The sequence below is a fragment of the Cellulosimicrobium sp. G4 BAM 1002 genome (genome assembly GCF_057126935.1).
On record NZ_CP182109.1, the window covers coordinates 4,055,559 to 4,077,780 of the forward strand.

The 22,222-nt window shown below is 73.0% G+C and carries 19 protein-coding genes and 1 pseudogene; 6 read left to right on the forward strand and 14 right to left on the reverse strand.

Translation table 11 applies throughout. The features are described 5' to 3' along the window. Positions 1-15 precede the first annotated feature (15 nt). Positions 16-783, forward strand: coding sequence for a hypothetical protein (locus ACMXGY_RS18055; RefSeq protein WP_483774343.1), 768 nt, complete (start codon positions 16-18; stop codon positions 781-783). A gap of 94 nt (positions 784-877) precedes the next feature. Here the strand turns inward: ACMXGY_RS18055 and ACMXGY_RS18060 are convergent, their stop codons facing one another. From ACMXGY_RS18060 to ACMXGY_RS18090, 7 genes are all read right to left on the reverse strand, one after another. Then, positions 878-1,186 (reverse strand): DUF1540 domain-containing protein, encoded by a 309-nt coding sequence (locus tag ACMXGY_RS18060; RefSeq protein WP_483774344.1) that lies wholly within the window; start codon positions 1,184-1,186, stop codon positions 878-880. Positions 1,187-1,365: 179 nt separating this feature from the next. Continuing rightward, positions 1,366-1,767, reverse strand: coding sequence for a heat shock protein transcriptional repressor HspR (locus ACMXGY_RS18065; RefSeq protein ID WP_483776902.1), 402 nt, complete (start codon positions 1,765-1,767; stop codon positions 1,366-1,368). 68 nt (positions 1,768-1,835) lie between these two features. Beyond that, the gene (locus ACMXGY_RS18070; RefSeq protein WP_483774345.1) at positions 1,836-2,834 is read right to left on the reverse strand and encodes a DnaJ C-terminal domain-containing protein; all 999 of its coding nucleotides are present in this window, start codon (positions 2,832-2,834) and stop codon (positions 1,836-1,838) included. A 186-nt stretch (positions 2,835-3,020) separates the two neighbouring features. Continuing rightward, complete coding sequence (grpE, locus tag ACMXGY_RS18075) at positions 3,021-3,692, reverse strand: nucleotide exchange factor GrpE (protein WP_483774346.1); 672 nt, start codon at positions 3,690-3,692, stop codon at positions 3,021-3,023. Beyond that, positions 3,689-5,572, reverse strand: coding sequence for a molecular chaperone DnaK (dnaK, locus tag ACMXGY_RS18080; RefSeq protein ID WP_483774347.1), 1,884 nt, complete (start codon positions 5,570-5,572; stop codon positions 3,689-3,691). Before dnaK ends, grpE begins: the two co-directional genes overlap by 4 nt. A 175-nt stretch (positions 5,573-5,747) precedes the next feature. Continuing rightward, entirely contained in the window at positions 5,748-7,142 is a 1,395-nt protein-coding gene (locus ACMXGY_RS18085) for an alanine--tRNA ligase-related protein (RefSeq protein WP_483774348.1), read from the reverse strand. A gap of 140 nt (positions 7,143-7,282) precedes the next feature. Then, positions 7,283-8,209 (reverse strand): cold-shock protein, encoded by a 927-nt coding sequence (locus tag ACMXGY_RS18090; RefSeq protein WP_483774349.1) that lies wholly within the window; start codon positions 8,207-8,209, stop codon positions 7,283-7,285. Positions 8,210-8,367: 158 nt separating this feature from the next. Here ACMXGY_RS18090 and ACMXGY_RS18095 point away from each other — a divergent pair, with 158 nt between their 5' ends. Beyond that, entirely contained in the window at positions 8,368-8,853 is a 486-nt protein-coding gene (locus ACMXGY_RS18095; RefSeq protein ID WP_483774350.1) for a MarR family winged helix-turn-helix transcriptional regulator, read from the forward strand. Beyond that, a complete protein-coding gene (locus tag ACMXGY_RS18100) occupies positions 8,846-9,712 on the forward strand; it encodes a haloalkane dehalogenase (RefSeq protein ID WP_483774351.1) in 867 nt (288 codons plus the stop codon). The genes ACMXGY_RS18095 and ACMXGY_RS18100 overlap by 8 nt, the downstream gene beginning before the upstream one ends. Before the next feature lie 49 nt (positions 9,713-9,761). Here ACMXGY_RS18100 and ACMXGY_RS18105 read toward each other — a convergent pair whose 3' ends face one another. Further along, on the reverse strand, positions 9,762-9,968 hold the full coding sequence (locus tag ACMXGY_RS18105) for a hypothetical protein (protein WP_483774352.1): 207 nt from the start codon (positions 9,966-9,968) through the stop codon (positions 9,762-9,764). Positions 9,969-10,169: 201 nt separating this feature from the next. On the opposite strand from ACMXGY_RS18105, the gene ACMXGY_RS18110 reads away from it, so the two are divergent. Beyond that, positions 10,170-11,459 (forward strand): APC family permease, encoded by a 1,290-nt coding sequence (locus tag ACMXGY_RS18110; RefSeq protein ID WP_483776903.1) that lies wholly within the window; start codon positions 10,170-10,172, stop codon positions 11,457-11,459. An 11-nt stretch (positions 11,460-11,470) separates the two neighbouring features. Here the strand turns inward: ACMXGY_RS18110 and aspA are convergent. From aspA to ACMXGY_RS18140, 6 genes and pseudogenes are all read right to left on the reverse strand, one after another. Beyond that, positions 11,471-12,871: pseudogene (gene aspA / locus ACMXGY_RS18115) on the reverse strand (aspartate ammonia-lyase); the annotation flags it as partial. Between the two features lie 49 nt (positions 12,872-12,920). Beyond that, on the reverse strand, positions 12,921-14,525 hold the full coding sequence (locus tag ACMXGY_RS18120) for a glycoside hydrolase family 43 protein (RefSeq protein ID WP_483774353.1): 1,605 nt from the start codon (positions 14,523-14,525) through the stop codon (positions 12,921-12,923). Then, positions 14,522-16,984, reverse strand: coding sequence for a beta-xylosidase/alpha-l-arabinosidase (locus ACMXGY_RS18125; RefSeq protein WP_483776904.1), 2,463 nt, complete (start codon positions 16,982-16,984; stop codon positions 14,522-14,524). Before ACMXGY_RS18125 ends, ACMXGY_RS18120 begins: the two co-directional genes overlap by 4 nt. Positions 16,985-17,090: 106 nt before the next feature. Next, the gene (locus tag ACMXGY_RS18130; RefSeq protein ID WP_483774354.1) at positions 17,091-17,984 is read right to left on the reverse strand and encodes a carbohydrate ABC transporter permease; all 894 of its coding nucleotides are present in this window, start codon (positions 17,982-17,984) and stop codon (positions 17,091-17,093) included. Further along, complete coding sequence (locus tag ACMXGY_RS18135; protein WP_483774355.1) at positions 17,984-19,009, reverse strand: carbohydrate ABC transporter permease; 1,026 nt, start codon at positions 19,007-19,009, stop codon at positions 17,984-17,986. The genes ACMXGY_RS18130 and ACMXGY_RS18135 overlap by 1 nt, the downstream gene beginning before the upstream one ends. 8 nt (positions 19,010-19,017) lie before the next feature. Continuing rightward, a complete protein-coding gene (locus ACMXGY_RS18140) occupies positions 19,018-20,304 on the reverse strand; it encodes an extracellular solute-binding protein (RefSeq protein WP_483774356.1) in 1,287 nt (428 codons plus the stop codon). Positions 20,305-20,501: 197 nt separating this feature from the next. Between ACMXGY_RS18140 and ACMXGY_RS18145 the strand changes: the two genes are divergently transcribed. Next, positions 20,502-21,503, forward strand: coding sequence for a LacI family DNA-binding transcriptional regulator (locus tag ACMXGY_RS18145; RefSeq protein ID WP_483774357.1), 1,002 nt, complete (start codon positions 20,502-20,504; stop codon positions 21,501-21,503). 109 nt (positions 21,504-21,612) lie between these two features. Further along, positions 21,613-22,032, forward strand: a complete 420-nt coding sequence (locus ACMXGY_RS18150; protein WP_483774358.1) for a transferase — start codon at positions 21,613-21,615, stop codon at positions 22,030-22,032. The last annotated feature ends 190 nt before the right edge of the window (positions 22,033-22,222 follow it).

The window sequence follows — 22,222 nt, forward strand, 5'->3', positions numbered from 1 at the left end:
GCCCGTCTCCTCTACATGGACCTCCTCCATGGGTACGCCACGCCTGCCCCCGACGCGCTGCGGGAGCACTGGCGCGCCGCGAGCCTCGAGAGCGTCTGGCTCCGACCCGGCGACTGGTACCACCCAGCCGTGGACGCGCTCACGGAGGCCGTGTGCGAGCGCCGCGACGTCACACCTGCGGCGGAACGCCTCGGTCGCGTGCGCGGCGAGGCGGGCGTCGGGATCGGCGAGGCCATCGACGACGTCGCGTGCCTCTACCGTGCGCACGCCCGTGAACCGGACCTCGAGCTGCTGCGGGCCGTCGCGGTCGGGTGGACGGAGGGCTACGAGTCGGTGCCCGTGACGCCTGAGGTGCTCGACCCGGAGTCCGGGCTCGCGACCACGCAGTACCTCGTGCACCGGCTGCGCGAGACCTACGGCGTCGCACAGCGTGCGGGAGTACCGCCGGCCGAGACGCACGGTCTCCTCGTCGTCGACGTCGCGCTCGACGAGCTCACCGGGTGGCAGCGCTTCGCCCGGTCCGCCGCGATGGGGCGGGCGCTCACCCAGACGTTCGGCGACGGGCACCCGATGGCGTCGCTCGGCAACGGGCTGTTCGTGGTCCTGGGCGAGCGCAGCTCCGACGACGACGCGCTCCGGTCGGAGCTGCGGCACCGGATCGACCGGACGGGTCTCGCGCTCGGCGTCACCGCGATCCTGCGTCGGCCGCCACGCCTGTGGTTCGAACCACTCCCCCGGACCCATGCGGGCGTGGTCGACCTCCTCCACACGCTGGAGCGCTGACGCGTCTCGGGCGGTGCGCTCCGCGCACGACGAACGCCCCGTCCCGCGCGGGCGAGCGCGCGGTCCGGGGCGTCGTGGGTCGTCGCGTGAAGGGTCAGCGCGGCGTGAAGGTCAGACAGTCCGCGCTGACCTCGCTCGACGGCCCCGCCCCCACGCGGATCGACGGCGCCGAGCACTCGAGCGACGCGTTGTGGATGCACTCCGTGCGCTGGCAGGCGCCGACGTGGGCCAGGACCTTCTCGAGCCCGCCCTTGGTGCCCAGCGGGATGAAGGTGGCGCACTCGGCGTCCCCCAGGTGACCGGCGATCGTGACGGCACCGGCGTGGCACCCGTGGTCGTGGTTGTAACCGCACCCGTCGATGGAACACTCGACGACCTGGGGCATCTCCATGAGGCTGCTCATCGCGATCTCCTGTCTGGACGGAACTGGGGGCTGCGCTTCCCTCCACGATATTCCTGACAAGCAACGCTGTATAGCAAGGAAGGCCTTGCTAAGAATTGCGCGAAAGAATGCGAATTAGCGCACGGCATTCTTTCGAAATAATTTCGCCGCAGTGCGCGGGGCCCGCCGAAGCCGACCGGTCAGTCGCCGGAGTCGTCGGGCGCCGGGCGCCAGATGACCAGGGCGCGCGCCTCGGAGTGCTCGGCGAACGTCTCGCGCAGCGCCTCCTCGACGCCGCGGCGCACGCTGCGCCCGCGGGGCACCACGACGACGTCGCCGCTCGCCGCGGCCGCGAACACGCGCCCACCGGGCTCGACCCGCGCGGAGAGCGCCTCGATGCGCCGCTCGAGCCGCTCCACCTGGGACTCCAGGGCGAGGATGCGCTGGATGCCCGCGAGGTTGATGCCCTCGTCGTGGCTCAGCCGCTGGACCTCGAGGAGCTTGCCGACGTCACGCAGCGAGTACCGGCGCCCCCGGCCCGCCGTGCGGCGCGGCACGACGAGGCCGAGGCGGTCGTACTGGCGCAGCGTCTGGGGATGCATCCCCGCGAGCGCCGCCGCCTGGGAGATGACGAGGACGGGTGCGTCCTGGTCGACGTCGGCCACCGGGATCACTCCGTCGCCTGGCGGGCCAGGTCCGCTCGCACGTCCTCGCCGTCCGTCTCGGCGGCGAACGTCTCGACCGCCGCCCGCGCGGCCTTGGACAGCTTTTGCGGCACGGCGACCTGCACGGTGACGAGCAGGTCCCCGGTCGCCTTCGCGGTCTGCACACCGCGGCCCTTGACGCGCAGGGTGCGGCCCGACGGCGTCCCGGCGGGGACCTTGACCTTGACCGACCCGCCGTCCAGCGTCGGCACGCTGATGGTCGCACCGAGCGTCGCCTCGGCGAACGTCACGGGGACGGTCACGCGCAGGTTGGTGCCGTCGGCCGCGAACACGGGGTGCGGCGTCACGTGGACGGTGACGACGAGGTCACCGTCGGGACCGCCGCCCATGCCCGGACGGCCCTTGCCGCGCAGGCGGATCTTCTGCCCGTCACGCACGCCCGGCGGGATGCGCGTGGTGACGTTCCGGCCGTCGACGGTGAACGTGACGGTCGACCCCTCGACCGCCTGGCGGAACGGGAGCGTGGTGCTCGCGGCGACGTCCGACCCGGCGCGTGGGCGCGGACCGCCGCCGAACTGCTGGGCGCCGCCTGCGCCGCCGAACATCGAGCCGAGGATGTCCTCGAACCCGGCGGCACCCTGGCCGCCGGTGGAGTACCGCACCCGGGTGCCGCCCGGTCCGCCGGCACCGCCGAACATGCCGCCGAACAGGTCCTCGAAGCCCGCTCCCCCGGCGCCGCCGGGACCTGCGGAGAAGCGCGCACCGCCGCCCGCCATGGCGCGGATCGCGTCGTACTGCTCGCGCTCCTTGGGGTCGGAGAGGACGGCGTACGCCTCGCCGATCTCCTTGAACTTCGCCTCGGCCGCCGCGTCGCCCTGGTTCTGGTCGGGGTGGTACTGGCGGGCGAGCTTGCGGTACGCCTTCTTGATCGCGGCGTCGTCGGCGTCCTTGGGGACGCCGAGCGCGGCGTAGAAGTCCTTCTCCATCCAGTCCTGCCCGGTCACGGCGCCTCCCTCCTGTCGGTGGTCGTGGTCCTTGTCCTTCGTGTCGTGCCTGGTCGTGCGTGTGTGGCGTGGTGGGCCTGCTCGTGATCCTCGCGTGCCCGACGGCGAGGCGCACCTTCGCGCAGAAGGTGCGCCGCGCCGTCGGGCACGCCGGTGATGGTGCGGTGCGACCCGCCCGGAGCGGGACTACTCGGGCCCGACGACCGACACGCGCGCGGCACGCACGACGCGGTCGCCGATCCGGTACCCCGGCTCGATGACGAGGTTCACCGTCGCCGAGGTCGCCTCGGGGTCGGCCTGGTGCATGAGCGCCTCGTGGACGTTCGGGTCGAACTCCTCGCCGACCTTCCCGTACCGCTCGATCCCGAGCCTCTCGAGGCTCGCGTCGAGCTTGTCCGCGATCGCGGCGAACGGGCCGGTGAGCTCGCCGTGCTGGCGGGCGCGGTCCACGTCGTCGAGCACGGGCAGGAGCGCGGTCAGCACGTCCTCCACGCCCTTGGTGCGCGCGGCCTCCTGGTCGCGCAGCGCCCGGTTGCGGTAGTTCGTGAAGCTCGCGCGCTCACGCTGGAGCGAGTCGAGGTGCTGGGCGGCCTCGGCCTTCGCGGCGAGGACCGCCGCATCGACCTCCGCCTCCCCGGACGGCTCGAAGTCGAGACCCGCGAGGGGGTCCGTCTCCGCGTCGTCCCCGGCCGACCCGCCGGCCTCCCCGGGGGCCGCCGCCTCGCCCGAGGGGCGGGGCTGGGCGGTCTCCGGGTCGACCTTGCGCTTGTCGGTGAACTGGAAGGGCTTGTCCTCGGGACCCTGACCGGGCTCGCGCCCGGCCTGCTCCTCGGGGCCCCGGGCCTCGTCCGACGTCACTTCTTGTCGTCCTCGTCGTCCACGATCTCGGCGTCGACGACGTCCTCGTCCGGGGCGCTGCTCGCGCCCGCGGCCGCGGTCGCGTCGTCGGTCGCCGCGCCGGGGTTGCCGGCGGCCTGCTCCTGCTCGGCCGAGGCGTAGAGCGCCTGGCCGATCTTCTGCGAGGACGCGACGAGCTTCTCGTGCGCGGTCTTCACGGCGGCGGCGTCCTCGCCCTCGAGCGCGGACTTCACCGACGCGATGTCGGCCTCGACCTCGGTGACGACGTCGGCCGGGAGCTTCTCCTTGTTCTCGGAGACGAGCTTCTCGGTCGAGTACACGAACGCCTCGGCCTGGTTGCGGGTCTCCGCCTCCTCGCGACGCTTCTTGTCCTCGGCCGCGTGCTCCTCGGCCTCCTTGACCATGCGGTCGATGTCCTCCTTCGGCAGCGCGGAGCCGCCGGTGATGGTCATCTTCTGCTCCTTGCCGGTGCCGCGGTCCTTGGCGCCGACGTGGACGATGCCGTTCGCGTCGATGTCGAAGGTGACCTCGATCTGCGGCACGCCGCGCGGGGCCGGCGCGATGCCGGTGAGCTCGAACGTGCCGAGCGGCTTGTTGTCGCGCGCGAACTCGCGCTCGCCCTGGAACACCTGGATGAGCACGGACGGCTGGTTGTCCTCGGCCGTCGAGAAGATCTCGCTGCGCTTGGTCGGGATGGCCGTGTTGCGCTCGATGAGCTTGGTCATCACGCCACCCTTGGTCTCGATGCCGAGGGACAGCGGGGTCACGTCGATGAGCAGGACGTCCTTGCGGTCGCCCGAGATGACGCCGGCCTGCAGGGCCGCGCCGACGGCGACGACCTCGTCCGGGTTGACGCCCTTGTTCGGCTCCTTGCCGCCCGTGAGCTCCTTGACGACGTCGGTCACGGCCGGCATGCGGGTGGAGCCACCCACGAGCACGACGTGGTCGATGTCCGAGACGGACACGCCCGCGTCGGCGATGACCTTGTGGAACGGGGCCTTCGTCCGGTCGAGCAGGTCCTGCGTCATCTGCTGGAACTGGGCGCGCGTGAGCTTCTCGTCCAGGTGGATCGGGCCGTTCTCGCTCATCGAGAGGTACTGCATCGAGACGTTGGTGCTCGTCGCGGACGAGAGCTCCTTCTTCGCCTGCTCCGCCGCCTCACGCAGACGCTGGAGCGCGATCTTGTCCTTCGACAGGTCGACGCCCGAGCTGTTCTTCACCTGCTTGATGAGGTGCTCGACGATGCGCTGGTCCCAGTCGTCGCCGCCGAGGCGGTTGTCGCCCGACGTCGCGCGGACCTGGATCGTGGAGAAGTCGTCGTCGTCCTTGCCGACCTCGAGGAGCGAGACGTCGAACGTGCCGCCACCCAGGTCGAAGACGAGGATGAGCTCGTCCTCCTTGCCCTTCTCCAGGCCGTACGCGAGCGCCGCCGCGGTGGGCTCGTTGACGATGCGCGTCACGTTGAGGCCCGCGATCTGCCCGGCGTCCTTGGTCGCCTGGCGCTCGGCGTCGTTGAAGTACGCCGGGACGGTGACGACCGCGTCGGTGACGGGCTCGCCCAGGTACTCCTCGGCGTCGCGCTTGAGCTTGCCCAGGATGCGCGCGGAGATCTCCTGCGCGGTGTAGTTCTTGTCGTCGATCTCCACCGACCAGTCGGTGCCCATGTGGCGCTTCACCGAGCTGATGGTGCGGTCGACGTTCGTGACGGCCTGCCGCTTGGCGACCTCGCCGACGAGGACCTCGCCGGTCTTGGAGAACGCGACCACCGACGGCGTCGTGCGCGACCCCTCGGCGTTCGCGATGACCGTGGGCTCCCCGCCCTCGAGGACGGCGACCACCGAGTTGGTGGTACCGAGGTCGATCCCGACTGCTCGTGCCATGTGTGCTGCCTCCGTTGTGCTGTGGCCGCACCGGACCCGTGGCGCACGACGGCGCACGGTGCCCGGGCGGACCGGGTTGAGTCTGCTTCACTCAAGGTAGATCCGCGGTCGGCGCTCGCGCAACCTCACCCGGCTCAACTTGAGTCCACCAGGCTCAACCTTCACGCAACGCGCACTATTCCCCGCTCGCGGCCGCGCGTGACCGCGCCTGCTGGCGCGCACGCCGCAGCGCGTAGCCCTCCCGCCAGTCCCCGGCGAGAGTCATGTCGCGGCGGCGGGCCTCGTCGACGGACAGCTCGACGGGGAACCCCCAGGTGTCGGCGAGCACGAACAGGTGGTCGCCCGTGACGGTCGTGCCCTGGAGCTTCTCGAGCTCTCGGAGCCCCCGGTGCACCGTGCGCCGGAAGCGCGACTCCTCGTCCCGGAGCACGGTGCTCAGAACCTCGCGCTGCCCGACCAGGCTCGGGTAGGCGTCGCGGTACGTCTCGGCCACGACGCCGACGAGGTCGTCGACGAACCGGTCCTCCAGTCCGAGCCGGAGCGCGTGCACCACGGCCCGACGCACGAGCCGCCGCAGCACGTACCCGTGGGCCTTGTTGCTCGGCCGCACGCCGTCCGCGGCGAGGAACGTCGCGGCACGCGCGTGGTCCGCGATCACGCGGAACGGGCGCGGGTCGTCCTCGTACGCGCGACCGCTCAGGTCCTCCAGCCGGTCGACCAGGGGGCGGAGCAGACTCACGTCGAACACGTCGGGGGTCGGCGTCGCGGCCGCGGCGATGCGCTCGAGCCCGCCCCCGAAGTCGATGCTCGGCTCGGCGAGGAGGACGAAGCCCTCGCTCGTGCGGCGGTAGCGCATGAACACCTGGTTGCCGATCTCGACGAACCGTCCCCCCTCGCTCGCCGGGTGGGGCTCACCGGACGACGGGTCGTGGAGCTCCGGGCCGAGGTCGTAGAAGACCTCCGAGTCCGGTCCGCAGGGGTCGCCCACGGGCGTGCCCTCCAGGCCGCCTCCCCGGCTCCACCAGTTCTCCTCGGCGTCGTAGAGGAAGACGCGGCCGCCGCGCATCCCCTCGCGGTCGCCGTCCGCACGCGAGCCCATGTCCACGACCGGCGCCTCGATCCCGTGCTCGGCGAACACCGTGACCCAGGCCCGGGCCGCCGCCTCGTCCCGAGGGATCCCGTGCTCGGGCGACCCGCGGAAGCACGTGACGTACAGGCGCGAGAGGTCGACGCCGACGAGTGCGAGGAAGTCGGCGAACCACCGGACCTGTCGTTCCACGTCGGCAGACCCCAGGCTCCAGTTGCCCAGCATCTCGAAGAAGGTCGTGTGCCGCCGGTCCCCGACCTCGTCGATGTCCTGCGCCCGCAGGCACGGCTGCGAGTCGGCCAGGAGCCGCCCGGCGGCGTGCGGCCGCACGCCGAGCAGGTAGGGCATCAACGGCTGCATCCCTGCGCCCGTGAACAGGGTCGTCGGGTCCTCGTGCAGCACCAGGGGCGCTCGCGCGATCACGGCGTGCCCTCGGGAGGCGAAGAAGTCGAGGTAGGCCGAGCGGATCTCCTGGGCGTCCATCCCGTCGACCCTAGGGACCGGGACCACCGACTTCCAGGGCATTCCCCCGGTGCCCGGGGTGGACGGCCCGCGCCCCGCGACCACGTCGGGGCACAGCGGGGTACAGCGGGCGGCTCACCGGGAGCCGCGCCGCCCCTCGCTCAGATCAGCTCGACGCCGTCGGCCTGCGGCCCCCGGTCGCTCTGCCGGACCTTGTAGCGGACCCGGTCGCCCTCCTCGAGCTCCTCCCCGCCCCGCACGACGGACACGTGCACGAACAGGTCCTCGCCCCCGGCGTCGGGAGTGATGAAGCCGAAGCCACGGTCCGCGTCGTAGCGCGCGACGGTGCCCTCGCCGCCGCGCACGCGCCCACCGGACGCCGGGCGGCCCTGCCGCCCGCGGTCCGTGACAGGGCGCCCGCTCCCGGAGCCCCGCACGAGCTGCACGTTGCGGGCGTTCGGCCCCTTGTCGCCCGCGACGACGTCGTACGTCACGCGCGCGCCCTCGGCGAGCTCGGTCAGTCCCCGGCCCAGGGCACTGACGTGCACGAAGACGTCGTCCCCGCCTCCGTCGGGAGCGACGAACCCGAAGCCCTTGACGTCGTCGTACCAGGACACGGTGCCGTCGGCGCCGTCGGCCGCGGGCTGCGCGGCCTGGGCACCGAGCGGGAGCAGGTGGTCCGCCTGCGGGCCCTTCTCCCCCTCGACGACGAGGAACGCCACCCGCTGGCCCTCCGCGATCACACCGCCTCCGACGATCGCCGAGCTGTGCACGAAGATCTCGCCGCGACCGTCGTCGGGCGTGACGAAGCCGTACCCCTTGGCCGGCTCGTACCAGGAGACGGTGCCCAGCACGCCCAGGGGCGCATCGGGGGCCCGGTCGCCCGTGACACGGACGCGGCGCGCCTGCGGGCCGCGGTCGCCCTCGCCCACCTCGAACTCCACGACCTGCCCCTCGCGGAGCTGCTTCGGTCCGTCGTCGCCGACGATCTCGGACGCGTGGACGAACAGGTCCTCGGCCTCGTTCCCGAGGTCGATGAAGCCGAACCCTCGGTCGGCGTCGAACCATCGGACTGTTCCCTGGGGCACTGCAGACTCCTCGTTTTGGCAGATGTTGCTGTCACCAGTGTCCCCGACGCCGGGACGTGGTCCAGCAGGAGGGGCGCCAGGACGCCGGAAGGTCCCGGGGAGCGACTCGCGACCGCCAGACAGTTGTCATGTTTATTGACGCCATGTACGGTGACCCCATGCTCGCTGCACCTGGCGCCGCCGCCGGCGCGCTCGTCTGGAGGCTGTCCACACGGTGGCGCACGGCCGTCGACCGCACCGTGGGCGCCTACGGCCTCACGCACGCGACGTACGTCGTGCTCACCACCCTCTACTCGCTGTCCGGCGGTCACCGCCCCACGGACGGTGCCGAGGCCCCCAGCCAGCGCGTCCTCGCCGACGCGTCCGGCATGGAACCGATGTACGTCTCACGCCTCGTCCGCTCCCTGGAGTCCGACGGGCTCGTCACGCGTACCCGCGACGACCGCGACACCCGCGTCGTCCGGCTGCACCTCACCGAGCACGGGCTCGAGGTCGCCCACCCCGCGATGGACGCGGTCCAGGGCCTCCTCGAGCAGCTCCTCGCCCCGCTGGGCGGTCGCGGCAGCGCTCGTACCGCCGAGCTGGTCACCGCCCTGACCGAGCTCCTCGACGCACCCCTGGACCCTGGAGCCACCGATGCCTGACGTGCGCGTCCTCGACTCGAGCATGCACTTCCGCGAGGTCCGCGCCGACGAGGACGCCGGTGCCGCGCCCGTCGTGTTCCTCCACGGCAACCCCTCGTCGTCGCACACCTGGCGCCACGTGCTCCCGGCCGTCGGCCGGGGCAGGTTGCTGGCGCCCGACCTGATCGGCATGGGTCGCTCGGGCAAGCCGGACCTGGACTACAGGTTCGCCGACCACGCCCGCTACCTCGACGCCTGGTTCGACGCCGTGCTGGGGGACGAGCCGACGGTCCTCGTCGGGCACGACTGGGGAGGCGCGCTGGCGATCGACCGCGCGGCCCGGCACCCCGGCCGGGTGCTCGGTGTGGCGGCCCTCGAAGCGGTGCTGCGGCCCGTTCGTCCGGAGCACCTGTCCCCGCAGGCCCGCGCGCGGAGCGAGCGCATCGCGTCGCCCGAGGGCGAGGTGATGTTCCTGGACCACGACACGGCCGTCCGGCAGGCCTACCGCGCCGGCGTGCTCCACCCGGTGCCCGACCAGGACCTCGCGCCCTACCTGGCGCCCTACCCGACCCGCGAGAGCCGCCGACCGCTGCTCGCCTGGGCGCGCCAGCTCGCCGAGCCACCCGCCGAGCTGGTCGCGCGCCTCGAAGCGGCCGGGAGGTGGCTGGAGACGTCTGCCGACGTGCCGAAGCTCCTGCTCACCTTCGACGGCTCCGCGACCCTCCTGATCGACGACCGAGCGGTCACCTGGGCGCACGAGCACCTCGCCGCCGTCGAGGTCGAGCACGTGGGGACGGCGGGGCACCACGCCACCGAGGACAGGCCGGCAGAGATCGGGCGCGCGGTCGGGGCGTGGCTGGACCGTCAGAGCCTGCGCTGACCGTGCGACGGACCGTGGCCGGGATCAGCGGCCACGGCCCCCCGCGACGTCAGCCGTCTCCGTCGCCCCAGCTCCGCTCGTCGCCAGGGTCGACGTCGGTCGGGACGTCCGGGTCCTTCGGCAGGGACTCGTTCGCGAGCGCGGGGAACGCGCCCGCCGTCCCGATGTCCGGCGCGCCCTGCATCGCCTCCTCCTCGCCCCGCCAGTCCTGCTCCTCGCCGGTCCGGCGGGTGCTCTCCGGCTGCGACTCGCTCATGGCACGTCCCTTCGTCGGTCGGGCCGGCCGGGAGGGTCGGCTCCTTCCTCGAACGTAGGCCGGTCGCCGGGACCCACAACTCGGGCCGTTCACCGGGGCGTCACCCGCACCTGCCACCATGGGCGCGTGCCGCGCCCCGACCGTCCGAGCCTCGCCCGCACCCTGGGCACCGTCGACGCCGTCGTCATCGGTCTCGGCGCGATGATCGGCGCGGGCGTGTTCTCCGCGTTCGCCCCCGCCGCCGCGGCCGCCGGGACAGGGCTGCTGATAGGCCTCGGGCTCGCCGCCGTGGTCGCGTACGCGAACGCGACGTCGTCGGCCCAGCTCGCCACCCAGTACCCCACGTCGGGCGGGACGTACGTCTACGGGCGCGAGCAGCTCGGTCCGTGGTGGGGGTACGTCGCCGGGTGGGGGTTCGTCGTCGGGAAGACGGCGAGCTGCGCCGCGATGGCGCTCGTCCTCGCGGCCTACGCCGCGCCGCCCGGATGGGAGCGCCCGGTGGCTGCTGCCGCCGTCGTCCTGCTCACGGCGGTGGGCTACCGGGGCGTGACGCGCACTGCGCGGCTCGCCCGGGCGATCGTCGCCGTCGCGCTCCTCGCGATCGCGACCGCCGTCGCGGCGAGCCTCGCCGGGACGGCGCCGCGCTGGTCCGCCGTCCTCGACGCCGACGGCGCGCACGGCGGCTGGTACGGCGTCCTGCAGTCCGCGGGGCTGCTGTTCTTCGCGTTCGCCGGGTACGCGCGCGTCGCGACCCTCGGTGAGGAGGTGCGCGACCCGCGCCGCACGATCCCGCGCGCGGTCCTCGTGTCGCTCGGGGTCGTCGTCGTGCTCTACGCGGTCGTGGCGGTGACGCTGCTCGCGGTGCTCGGGCCGGCCGGGCTCGCCGCGTCCGCCTCGCCGCTGGCCGACGCGGTCGCCGCCGGGTCGTGGACGTGGGCCGGGCCGGTGGTGAGCGTGGGGGCGGTCGCCGCGAGCGCCGGCGCGCTCCTCGCGCTGCTCGCCGGAGTGAGCCGGACGGGTCTCGCCATGGCCCGCACGGGCGACCTGCCCGGGTGGTTCGCGGCCGTGCACCCGGTCCACCGCGTGCCGTACCGGGCGGAGCTCGCCGTCGGGGCGGTGGTCGTGGTGCTCGTGCTCACCACGGACCTGCGCGGCGCGATCGGGTTCTCGTCGTTCGGCGTGCTCGTGTACTACCTCGTCGCGAACCTGTCCGCGCTGCGGCAGACCGCGGGGCACCGGCTGTACCCGCGCGCGCTCCAGGTGCTCGGTGCGCTCGGGTGCGTCGCGCTCGTCGTCACGCTGCCGCTCCCGAGCGTCGTGGCCGGGACGGTCGTGCTCGCGGTCGGCGTCCTTCTGCGCGTCGTCCGCGGTCAATCGTCCTCGGGCTCGGGGTCGGACGGCGCCCCGACGGCGTCGTCGGACTCCGAGAGCCGGGACGACCCGCCCTCCCCGCCCGGCTCGGGGATGCCGCGCTCGTCCGGTGCGAAGTAGCGCCCCGTGTACTGGGGGCGCAGGAAGTTCTCCGTCGTGAGCAAGGCGTCGACCTCCTCGGGGAGGAGCAGTCCGCGCGCCACGACGACGTCGCGCACCGAGGCGCCCGTGCGCGCCGCCTCGGCGCCCACGAGGTCGCCGTTGCGGTGCCCGATGATCTCGTTGAGGTAGGTGACGATGCCGATGGAGTCGAGCACGTGCCGGCGGCACACCTCGACGTTGGCCGTAATGCCGACGACGCACTTGGTCCGCAACGCGTCGCACGCGTTGGTCAGGAGCCGCAGGGACTCGAACATGGCCTGCGCGAGCACGGGCTCCATGACGTTGAGCTGGAGCTGGCCGGCCTCGGCCGCGTGCGTGATGGTCACGTCGTTCCCCATGACCTTGAAGCACACCTGGTTGACGACCTCGGGGATCACGGGGTTGACCTTGGCGGGCATGATCGACGACCCGGCCTGCAGCTCGGGCAGGTTGATCTCCCCCAGCCCGGCGCGCGGGCCGGAGGACAGCAGCCGCAGGTCGTTGCAGATCTTCGACAGCTTGGCCGCCAGACGCTTGAGCGCGGAGTGGGCGGCGAGGTACGCGCCGTTGTCGTAGGTCGCCTCGACGAGGTTCTCGGCCGGGACGGTCGCGAGGCCGCTCACCTCGGCGAGCCGGCGCGTCGCGACCTTCGGGTAGCCGGGCGGCGTGTTGAGACCCGTGCCGATCGCCGTCGCGCCGAGGTTGACCTCGAGCAGCAGGTCGGCGGCGGCGGCGAGGCGCTTGACCTCTTCGCCGATGTTCACGGAGAAGCCGGCGAACTCCTGGCCGAGGCTCATGGGCACGGCGTCCTGGAGCTGGGTGCGGCCCATCTTCAGGACGTCCGCGAACTCCGACGCCTTCTCGTCGAACGCCCGCTCCAGCAGCCGGACCTCGTCCTTGAGCCGACCGACGAGCGCGTGCACCGCGAGCCGGAACCCCGTGGGGTAGGCGTCGTTGGTCGACTGCGAGCGGTTGACGTGGTCGTTGGGGTTGATGACGTCGTAGCGCCCCTTGGCGAACCCGACGAGCTCGAGCGCGAGGTTCGCCACGACCTCGTTCGTGTTCATGTTGACGCTGGTCCCCGCCCCGCCCTGGAACACGTCGACCGGGAACTGGTCGAGGCAGCGCTCGTGGACCAGGATCTCGTCGCACGCCGCGACGATCGCGTCCGCGATGTCGCGCTCGATCGTGCGCAGCTCCCGGTTCGCGAGCGCCGACGCCTTCTTGACGAGCACCATCCCGCGGATCATCTCGGGCACGTCGCTGACCGTCGTGCCCGAGATGCGGAAGTTCTCCGTCGCCCGCACCGTGTGGATCCCGTAGTAGGCGTCCGCCGGGACCTCCTTGGTCCCGAGCAGGTCCTCCTCGATCCTCGTCCCGGCGCTCGACATGCCCTGACCGTAGCGCCGCGCGCGGCCGGTCACTCGCCGAGCCGCCGGGTCAGCCGACCGGGACGTACTCGAACCGCTCCACGCGCACGACGGACGTCGTCGGGCGGCCCTCGCTCGTGGCGTGGACGCCGAGCCAGAGGCCCAGGAACCCGCCCGCGGCGGTGGAGTCGAGCGTCCGGCCGTCGACGGTCGCCACGAGCGTCGGCTCGCCGTCGTCGCCCGGTCCCGCGACCAGCCCGTAGTCCTGCTCGCGCACCCGCAGCCCGACGGCGACCGGCGCGCCGGGCGGCGCCGGCACCGTGACCTCTCCGACGACGTGGTCCTCCCCCGCGCGCCGGTGCACGGCGACGACCCGCCGCGCCGCGCCGCTGTCGGACGTGGCGCCCGCCGTCCCGCCTTCGACGAGGAGCCGCACGTGGTCCTGCTCCGACTGGCGCACGACCACGCCGGCCCACTCCCCTGCACCCTGCGGCGGGTGCACGGTCACCGTGACGTCGACGTCGCGGTGCTGCTGGCGGAGCCCGAGGAACGCGGGCTCATGGGGCTCGGCCAGCGTCGTCGGCCGCACGGGCAGGTCCCAGCCCTCGCCCGCAGGGGTCGCGACGTCGCGCGGGAGCGCGCGCACGGCGGTCCACCGCGGGTCGTCGGGCCCGACGACGCCGCTCGCACCGCCCTGGATCGCGGCCCGGTGCGAGGCGCCCGCGAACGGGACCTCGACGGCGTCGGGCACGCGGCCCTCACCGGGCGCGAAGACCGGCCACCCGTCCTCCCACGCCACGGGGACGAGGAACGTCTCGCGACCGAGCGGGTAGTGGTAGCCGCCGTAGGTGCGCATCGCGAGCAGCACGGCCCACCACGAGCCGTCGGGCGCCTCGACGAGGTCGGCGTGCCCGACCCCCACGACGTCGACCCCGCGGCCGAGGTGGCGGTGCGTGAGCACCGGGTTGGCCTTGTTCCCCTCGTACGGACCGGTGACGGCGGACGCGCGCGCCACCGAGATCGCGTGGTGGAAGTCCGTCCCGCCCTCGGCCGCGAGCAGGTAGTACGTGCCGTCGACCTTGTACAGGTGCGGGCCCTCGGCCCACACCGCACCGCGCACCGCACCGGTCCACACGACGTGCTCCGGCCCGACGAGGGTCTTCGTCCTCAGGTCCAGCTCACGCACCCAGACCTCGGTCTGGTGGAACCACTCCGGGTCTTCCGCGAGCCGGGTGCCGTGCAGCCACGCGCGGCCGTCGTCGTCGAAGAAGATCGACGGGTCGATGCCCGCGACGCGCTCGCCGTCCTCGTCGCGCAGCCACACCGGGTCGGACCAGGGGCCCGCCGGGTCGCTCGCGGTCATGACGAAGTTGCCGCCGCGCGACCCGTCCTGCGGGTCGACGAGCGTGCACACGAGCCAGAACGTGCCGTCGTGGTGGCGCAGCGTCGGCGCGTAGAGCCCGCCCGACGAGCGGATGCCGTCGTAGTCGAGCTGCCCCGACCGGTCCACGACGTCCCCGACGTGCTCCCACGTCGCGAGGTCGCGGCTGCGCAGGACCGGCAGGCCCGGCAGGTACTCGAACGTCGACGTGACGAGGTAGTAGTCGTCGCCCACGCGGCACACCGACGGGTCGGGGAAGCAGCCGGGCAGGAGCGGGTTCTCGACGCGCGTCACCGGCCCGCCCCCGCGACCGGGCCCGAGACGTCGACCGCGACGAGACGCTCGTCCGCCGCCGTGACCGCGTGGACAGATCCGGTGACCGCGATCCGCGCGCGCGGCGTCGCGGCGCCGGGCACGACGCGCCGCTCGGCCGACGCCGACTCGTTGACGATGGCTCCGCCGGTCGTCGCGCCCAGGTCGTCGGGGCTGGGGACCGCGTCCACCGCCCCCGCGTGAGCGCCGACCCACACCTCGACGTCGCCCGGCTCGACGATGCGGACCAGGCGCCGGTCGGAGAACGCGAGGCGTGCCGTCGGGACGTCGAACGTCACGCGCCGGGACTCGCCCGGGGCGAGGTCCACGCGCGCGTAGCCCAGGAGCTGGGCGACCGGTCGCGGCACGGACCCGAGGACGTCGCGCGCGTAGAGCTGCACGACGTCCGTCCCTGCGACGTCGCCGGTGTTCGTGACGGTGACCGCGGCGGCGAACGTGCCGCCGGCCGCGACGGCCGCGTCGACCTCCAGGTCCGCGTACGCGAACGAGGTGTACGACAGCCCGAAGCCGAACGGTCGCACGGGCGTGGGGTCGGCGGACGTCACGTCGGACGGGCCACCGAGCACGGGGTGCAGGTAGGAGTAGGGCTGCGCACCGCCGGCGCGCGGCAGCGACACGGGCAGGCGCCCGGACGGGTTGACCGCGCCGGTGAGGACGTCGGCGACCGCGCGGCCGCCCTCCTCGCCGGGGAAGAACCCCTGCACGACGGCGGCCGGCCGGCCGGCACCGGGCGCGCCGGACCCGTCGTCGAGCGCCCAGCCGATCGCGTACGGGCGACCGGTGAGGAGCACGAGCACGACGGGCGTGCCCGTCGCGACGACCTCCTCGACGAGCCGCCGCTGCACGCCCGGGAGCTCGAGCGACTCGACGTCGTTGCCCTCGCCGACCGTGCCACGCCCGAACAGCCCCGCCTCGTCGCCGACGACGACGACCGCGACGTCCGAGTCCCGCGCGGCGGCGACCGCGTCGGGCAGGCCCGTGAGGTCGTCGCCGTCGACCGCGCACCCGACCGCGTGCGTCACCTCCGCGCCCGTGCCCGCGAGCGCGTCGCGCAGCGACTCCAGGACCGTCGGCAGGGCGATGCCCGCCGGCGTGCCGGGGTGATGCGCGAGCACGTGGTTGACGAACGAGTAGCACCCCATGAGCGCCTCGGACGAGTCCGCGTTGGGGCCGACGACGGCGACGCGCCGCGGGGCGGGCTGCGTGTCTCCGGCGCCGCCGGGGTGCCGCGGTACGAGCGGCAGCACGCCGTCGTTCGCGAGCAGCACGAGCGACTCCTGGGCGAGCCGGCGCGCGGTCGCGCGCTGCTGGGGGGTGTCGAGGTCGATCGCCGTCGGGGGCTCGTCGGCGTATGCGCCCGGGTCGAGCAGGCCGAGCTCCTCCTTCTGGCCGAGGAGGCGCAGGACGGCGCGGTCGACCCACGCCTCGTCGAGCGCGCCGGAGCGCACGCGCTCGGCGAGAGGCTCGAGATAGGCGTCGCCCGTCGGCAGCTCGACGTCGAGGCCGGCCTGGAGCGCCTGCGCCGCAGCCTCGCCGCGGTCGGCCGCGACGCGGTGCATCACCTCGAGGAACGCGACGCCGAAGTAGTCGGCGACGACCACGCCGTCGAACCCCCACCGCTCGCGCAGGATCTCGGTGAGGTACTCCGTGCTGCCGTGCAGCGGAACGCCGTCGACGTCGACGTACGACGCCATGACCGACCGGGCTCCGCCGTCGCGCACGGCCATCTCGAACGGCGGCAGGTAGACGTCGGCGAGCTCGCGCGGACCGGCGCTCACCGGCGCGTGGTTGCGGCCCGCGTGCGAGCCGGAGTACCCGACGAAGTGCTTGAGCGTCGCGTGCACCCCCGCGTCCTGCAGACCGCGCACGTACGCCGTGCCCACGGTGCCCACGAGGTACGGGTCCTCGCCCACGCACTCGTCGACGCGGCCCCAGCGGGGGTCGCGCACGACGTCGAGGACGGGCGCGAGGCCCTGGTGCACGCCGAGCGCGCGCATGGACTCGCCGACCTCGTGCGCCATCTCCTCCACGAGCGCCGGGTCGAACGAGGCGCCCCACGCGAGCGGCGTCGGGTACGTCGCCGCCCGCCAGGCGGCGAGCCCGGTGAGGCACTCCTCGTGCACGATCGCCGGGATGCCGAGCCTCGTCTCGCGCTGCAGGCGGCGCTGCTCCGCCCACAGCCACGCCGCACGCTCCGCCGGGTCGACGGGACGCGTCCCGTAGACCCGGGTGTAGTGCCCGATCCCGTGCTGCGTGATCTCCGGCAGCAGGCCCGCGTCCTGCTGGCCCGCCGTCATCTCCGACTGCATCGGCGCGACGGTGCCGTTCTGGTCGAGCCAGTAGCCCACGAGCTGGGCGAGCTTCTCGTCGAGCGTCATGCGGGCGTGCAGCGCGCGGACGCGCTCCGAGACCGTGGGCATCTGCGAGGGCAGCTGTGCGGGCTCGGTGGGTGCCGTCGGGACGGCAGGGGCGACGTCGGTCACGGACAGTTCTCCTTGTGCAGTGGGGCGGCGGACAGGGCGGGGGTCAGCCCTTGACCGCGCCGGTGAGGCCGCCGACGATGCGCCGCTCGAACAGCGAGAAGAAGACGAGCGCGGGAATCATCGACAGGGACGTGAAGGCGAGCACCCGGGCCGTGTCCACCGAGTACTGCGACGCGAACGCCTGCACGCCGAGCGGCAGCGTGTACGACGTCTCGTCGTTGAGGATGAAGAGCGGAAGCATGTAGCTGTTCCAGCTCGCGACGAACGCGAGGATGCCGACCGTGACCACGCCCGGGAGCGACAGCGGCACGACCATGCGGAAGAAGAAGCCGAGCCGGCTGGCGCCGTCGATCGCCGCGGCCTCCTCGAGCTCGCGCGGGATCGCCCGCAGGAACGGCACGAGGATGATCACGGTCGTCGGGAGCGCGAACGCGATCTGCGGCAGGACGAGCCCGCCGATGCTGTTCATCAGGCCGAGCGACCGGATCATGATGTACAGCGGGGTGATCGCGACCGTCATGGGGAACATGAGCCCCGCGGCGAACAGCGAGTACATCGCGGCGCGGCCGAGGAACGAGTACCGCGCGAGCACGTAGCTCGCCATGAGGCCGAGGACCACGACCCCGATCGTCGTGAGCAGCCCGGCGACGACCGAGTTCCCGAGCTGCTGCCAGAACAGCGAGCCCGTGAGGACGTCGACGTAGTTCGAGACCTGCCAGGGCGACGGCAGCCCGGACGGGTCCGCCGTGATCTGCGCGTTGGTGCGGAAGCCGCCGATGACGATGTACGCGATCGGGGCGAGGCACAACCCGACGAACAGGTATGCCACGACGTACGTGAGCGGGCCGCCCTTGCCGAGGCCCGAGCCGCGGGAGGGCTTCGGGGCCGAGGCGCCCGGGGCGCGCGCGGGCGTGGGTGCCGCGGTGACGGTGGCCATCACTTCTTCCCTTCCGTGAGCGCGCCCTCGGTGTCACGGCGCAGGACGAACCGCTGGTAGACGAGCGCCACCGCGAGGGAGATGAGGAACAGAACGACGGCGACGGCGCTGCCGAAGCCGTAGTTCCCGGCGAGCCGGCCGCTCCCGACCATGTAGGTCGCCATGGTCGACGTCCCCGCGGTCGAGGCCACGTACTGGCCCCAGATGATGAAGACGAGGTCGAAGAGCTGGAGCGAGCCGATGATCGACAGGAACGCCCAGATCCGCAGCGTCGGGCCGAGCAGCGGGAGCGTGATGAACCGCTGGGTCTGCCAGTACGTCGCGCCGTCGATCGCCGACGCCTCCGACAGCTCGTCAGGGACCCCCTGGAGCCCGGCGAGGAAGAGGATCACGGCGAAGCCGATGTACTTCCACGAGATGATCAGCAGGAGCGTCCAGATCGCGACGTCCGGGTCGGCGAGCCAGTCGACCGTCAGGAACGACAGGCCGATCTTGTCGAGCAGGTCGTTCACGGCGCCGTTGGTAGCGAGCATGAGGCTGAAGCCCGTGCCGACGATCACCTCGGACACCACGTACGGGACGAACACGAGGACGCGGATGATCGAGCGCCCGCGGATGCGGCGGTTCAGCAGGAGCGCGACCGCGACCGCGACCGGGCCCTGCACCACGAGCGACATCACGACGATGAACGCGTTGTGGCCCAGCGCCGCGATGAACTCGGCGTCCTGGAAGATGATGCGGTAGTTCTCGAAACCGACGAACTCGGTCGGCGGGCCGAAGCCCTTCCACTTGAAGAAGCCGTAGTAGCCCGCCATCACCACGGGGACGATGACGAACGTGACGAAGACGACGAGCGCCGGCCCAGCGAGGACGGCCACCTCGGCGCGCTGCTGCCAGCGCCCGTGCCGTCCTCGCCGGGGCCGCTCGGACCGGGCCGAGGCCGGTGCGTCAGCACCGCCCCCGGACCCGGCCCTGTCCTCGGGCGTCGTCGTGCTCGGCGAGATCTCGCCCTGGGACACGCTCATGGCTCGAGCTACTCCTTGGCGGCCGCGTCGTTGACGGCCGTGACGATGTCGTCGGCCGTGCCCTGCCCCGCGAGGAGGTTCACGACGGCCGTGTTGAGCGCGTTGCCGATGTTCTGGCCGTAGAGCGTGTCGAGCCAGACGGAGACGTAGGGCGCCTCGTTGTAGGCCTCGAGGATCGACACCAGCGCCGGGTCGGTGACGACGCCCTGCGCCTCGGTGCTCGCGGGGAGCGTCTGGAAGGCCTCCGCGTAGGCCTCCTGCGAGCCCTTCGTGAGGGCGAAGTTGAGGAAGTCGACGCACGCGTCCGGCGCGTCCACGTAGCACGAGTAACCGTCGACGCCGCCCATCATGGCGCCCGGCTCGCCCTCACCGCCGTCGACGGCGGGGAAGGGGAACCACTGCAGGTCGGGCAGCGGCTTCTCGTCGGGCGTGAGGGACGCGATCTGGCCCGGGTTCCAGGCGCCCATGAGCTCCATGGCGGCCTGGTGGTTGGCGATCATGCCCGCGGACGAACCGGCGCCCTGCTGTGCCGACGTCGTGAGGAAGCCCTCGTTGAAGGGCTCGGTCGCGGCGAAGTCGGCGAGGGCCTCACCGGCCTCCGTCCAGCACGGCGCGTCGAACGTGCGGGTCTCGGCCGCCTCGTTCATGGTCTCCTGCGAGCAGTACCGCAGGGCGAAGAAGTAGTACCAGTGCGCCGCGGGCCACGCGTCCTTGGCACCGAGCGCGATGGGCGCGATGCCGGCCGCCTTGAGCTGGTCGTTCGCGGCGACGAGCTCGTCGATCGTGGTCGGGTTCGCGGCGACGCCTGCCTGCTCGAACAGGTCGGCGCTGTAGAACATGCCGCCCGGCAGGATCGAGACGGGCAGGCCATAGACCTTGCCGTCGACCGACATGGCGCTCAGCGAGCCGCCGACGGCCTCCTCGACCGCGGGGTCGACGAGGTCCGTGAGGTCCTTGACCTGTCCGGCCTCGACGACGTCGGCGAGCTTGCCGCCGCCGCGCGCCATGAAGATGTCGGGCGCGTCGCCGGAGTTGAGGGCGGTCTGGAGCTTGCCGTCCATGTCCTCGTTCTGGATGGCCTGGATCTCGACCGTGACGCCGGGGTTCGCCTCCTCGAACGCGGCGGCGGTGTCCTCCCAGTACGCCTTGCCGGGGCCGGTGGTGGAGTTGTGCCAGAAGGTCAGCGAGGTGTCGCCGTCACCCGAGCCGGACTCCCCTCCGCCGCCACAGGCCGTGAGCACCATCGCGCTCGCCATCAGGGCGGCCGATGCCGCCAGGAACTTCCGAGACCTCATGATTCGTCCTCTTCGTCGAGCCGCACGGGCGCGCGCTCCTTCGAGCGCACCGGGGGCGTCCATCTCGGTGGACGCTGGGGCGACTCTTTCAGGTGCCGCTCCGCGATGTCAATCGATGTCGATAACGGTTTCGAAACATTCGACGACGTCCTGGCCACCGCGCGTCGCAGGGCCCGCCAGGCATTAAGGTCATCCTCATGCGACCGTCCGGGAGAGTGACCATCGGGGACGTCGCGCGCACCGCGGGCGTGTCCGTGGCCACGGTGTCCAAGGTGATCAACGACCGGTACGGCGTCGCGCCCGAGACGTCCGCCCGGGTCCACGAGGTCATCGCCGACCTCGGCTACGAGTCCTCGATCGTCGCCCGCAGCCTGCGGAGCCGCCGCACGAACGTGATCGGCATCCTCGTGGCAGAGTTCGAGCCGTTCTCCACCGAGCTGCTCAAGGGCATCTCCGAGGCCGTCGAGGGCACGGGCTACGAGCTCCTCGCCTACTCCGGCGGGATGGGGCGCAACGACCGGGTCGGCTGGGAGCAGCGCTACCTCTCGCGCCTCGCGGGCACGCTGATCGACGGCGCGGTCCTCGTCACCCCCACCGTGGTCAACCCGCGCAACACGGTCCCCGTCGTCGCCGTCGACCCGCACACCGGCCCCTCGGGCCCGCCGACCGTCGACTCCGACAACCTCGGCGGCGCGCGCGCCGTGACCGAGCACCTCGTCCAGCTCGGGCACCGGCGCATCGGCTTCCTCGGCGGGCGCCCCGACCTCGAGTCCGCGCGCCTGCGCGAGAAGGGCTACCGGGAGGCCCTGGAGGACGCCGGGATCCCGGTCGACCCGGGCCTCATGCGGGTCGGCGGCTACCGCCCCGACACCACGGACTCCCCCGCGCACGAGCTGCTGACCCTGCCCGACCGCCCGACGGCGATCTTCGCGGCGAACGACCTGTCCGCGATCCGCACCATGGAGGTCGCGCGCGAGCTCGGGCTGCGCGTGCCCGACGACGTCTCGGTCGTCGGGTTCGACAACGTGCCCGAGTCCGCGCTCACCGACCCCCCGCTGACGACCGTCAGCCAGCCCATCCACCAGATGGGCGCCGAGGCCCTGCGCATGGTCGTGGACCTCATCCAGGGCACACCGCGCGACGCCCATCTGCGGCTGCCGACGAGCCTCGTCGTGCGCGGGAGCACCGCGCGCCCCTGAGCCCGCCCCGGGGCCGGCGGCTCGACCGAGCAGGAACCGGCCTGGAATCCTTGCCCGCCCTCCGACGTTATGTCAGGCAGAAACCTGCCGACAGACCCCAGGAGGTCCCGTGGCCCGCCTCTCACGCCGCGTCCAGGTCGAGAACGACTACGGCGAGATCATGCACTACGACCGTCACACCGGCGGCGGCCTCGTGTCGCCGCGCGCCAACGTCCCCGAGCCCGTCCCCGTCGGGACCGGCACGTACGTCGAGGCCGGCGTCCGCGTCGGCCCCGGCTCGCGCATCGGCGAGGGCAGCTGGCTCGACCACGACGTCGTCGTGGGCCGCGACGTGCGGATCGGCGACAACGTCCGCCTCGCGCCCGAGTGCCACGTCGGAGACCGGGCCCGCGTCGGGAGCGGCGCGCGTGTCGGCCGGCGCGTCCTCGTCGAGCCCGGCGCCGTCGTCGAGCCGGACACGGTCGTCGCCGACGACGAGACCGTGCGCCGCCGGTCGGGCGCGCGCACGGGGTACGACGTGGCGGCCTGACCCCACCGCCGTCGCCGAACCCGGGGACACGCGTCACCTGAGCCGCCGAACGACCCGCAACCCCGGGTTCGGCGCGGACAGCTGCCCCGCAGACCCGGGTTCGGCGGCCGGCCGTCCGACCGAGGCGCCTGACCGAGGCGCCTGACCGAGGCGCCGGAGCCGTGGACGCCTTCCCCGGGACGCGCGCGGG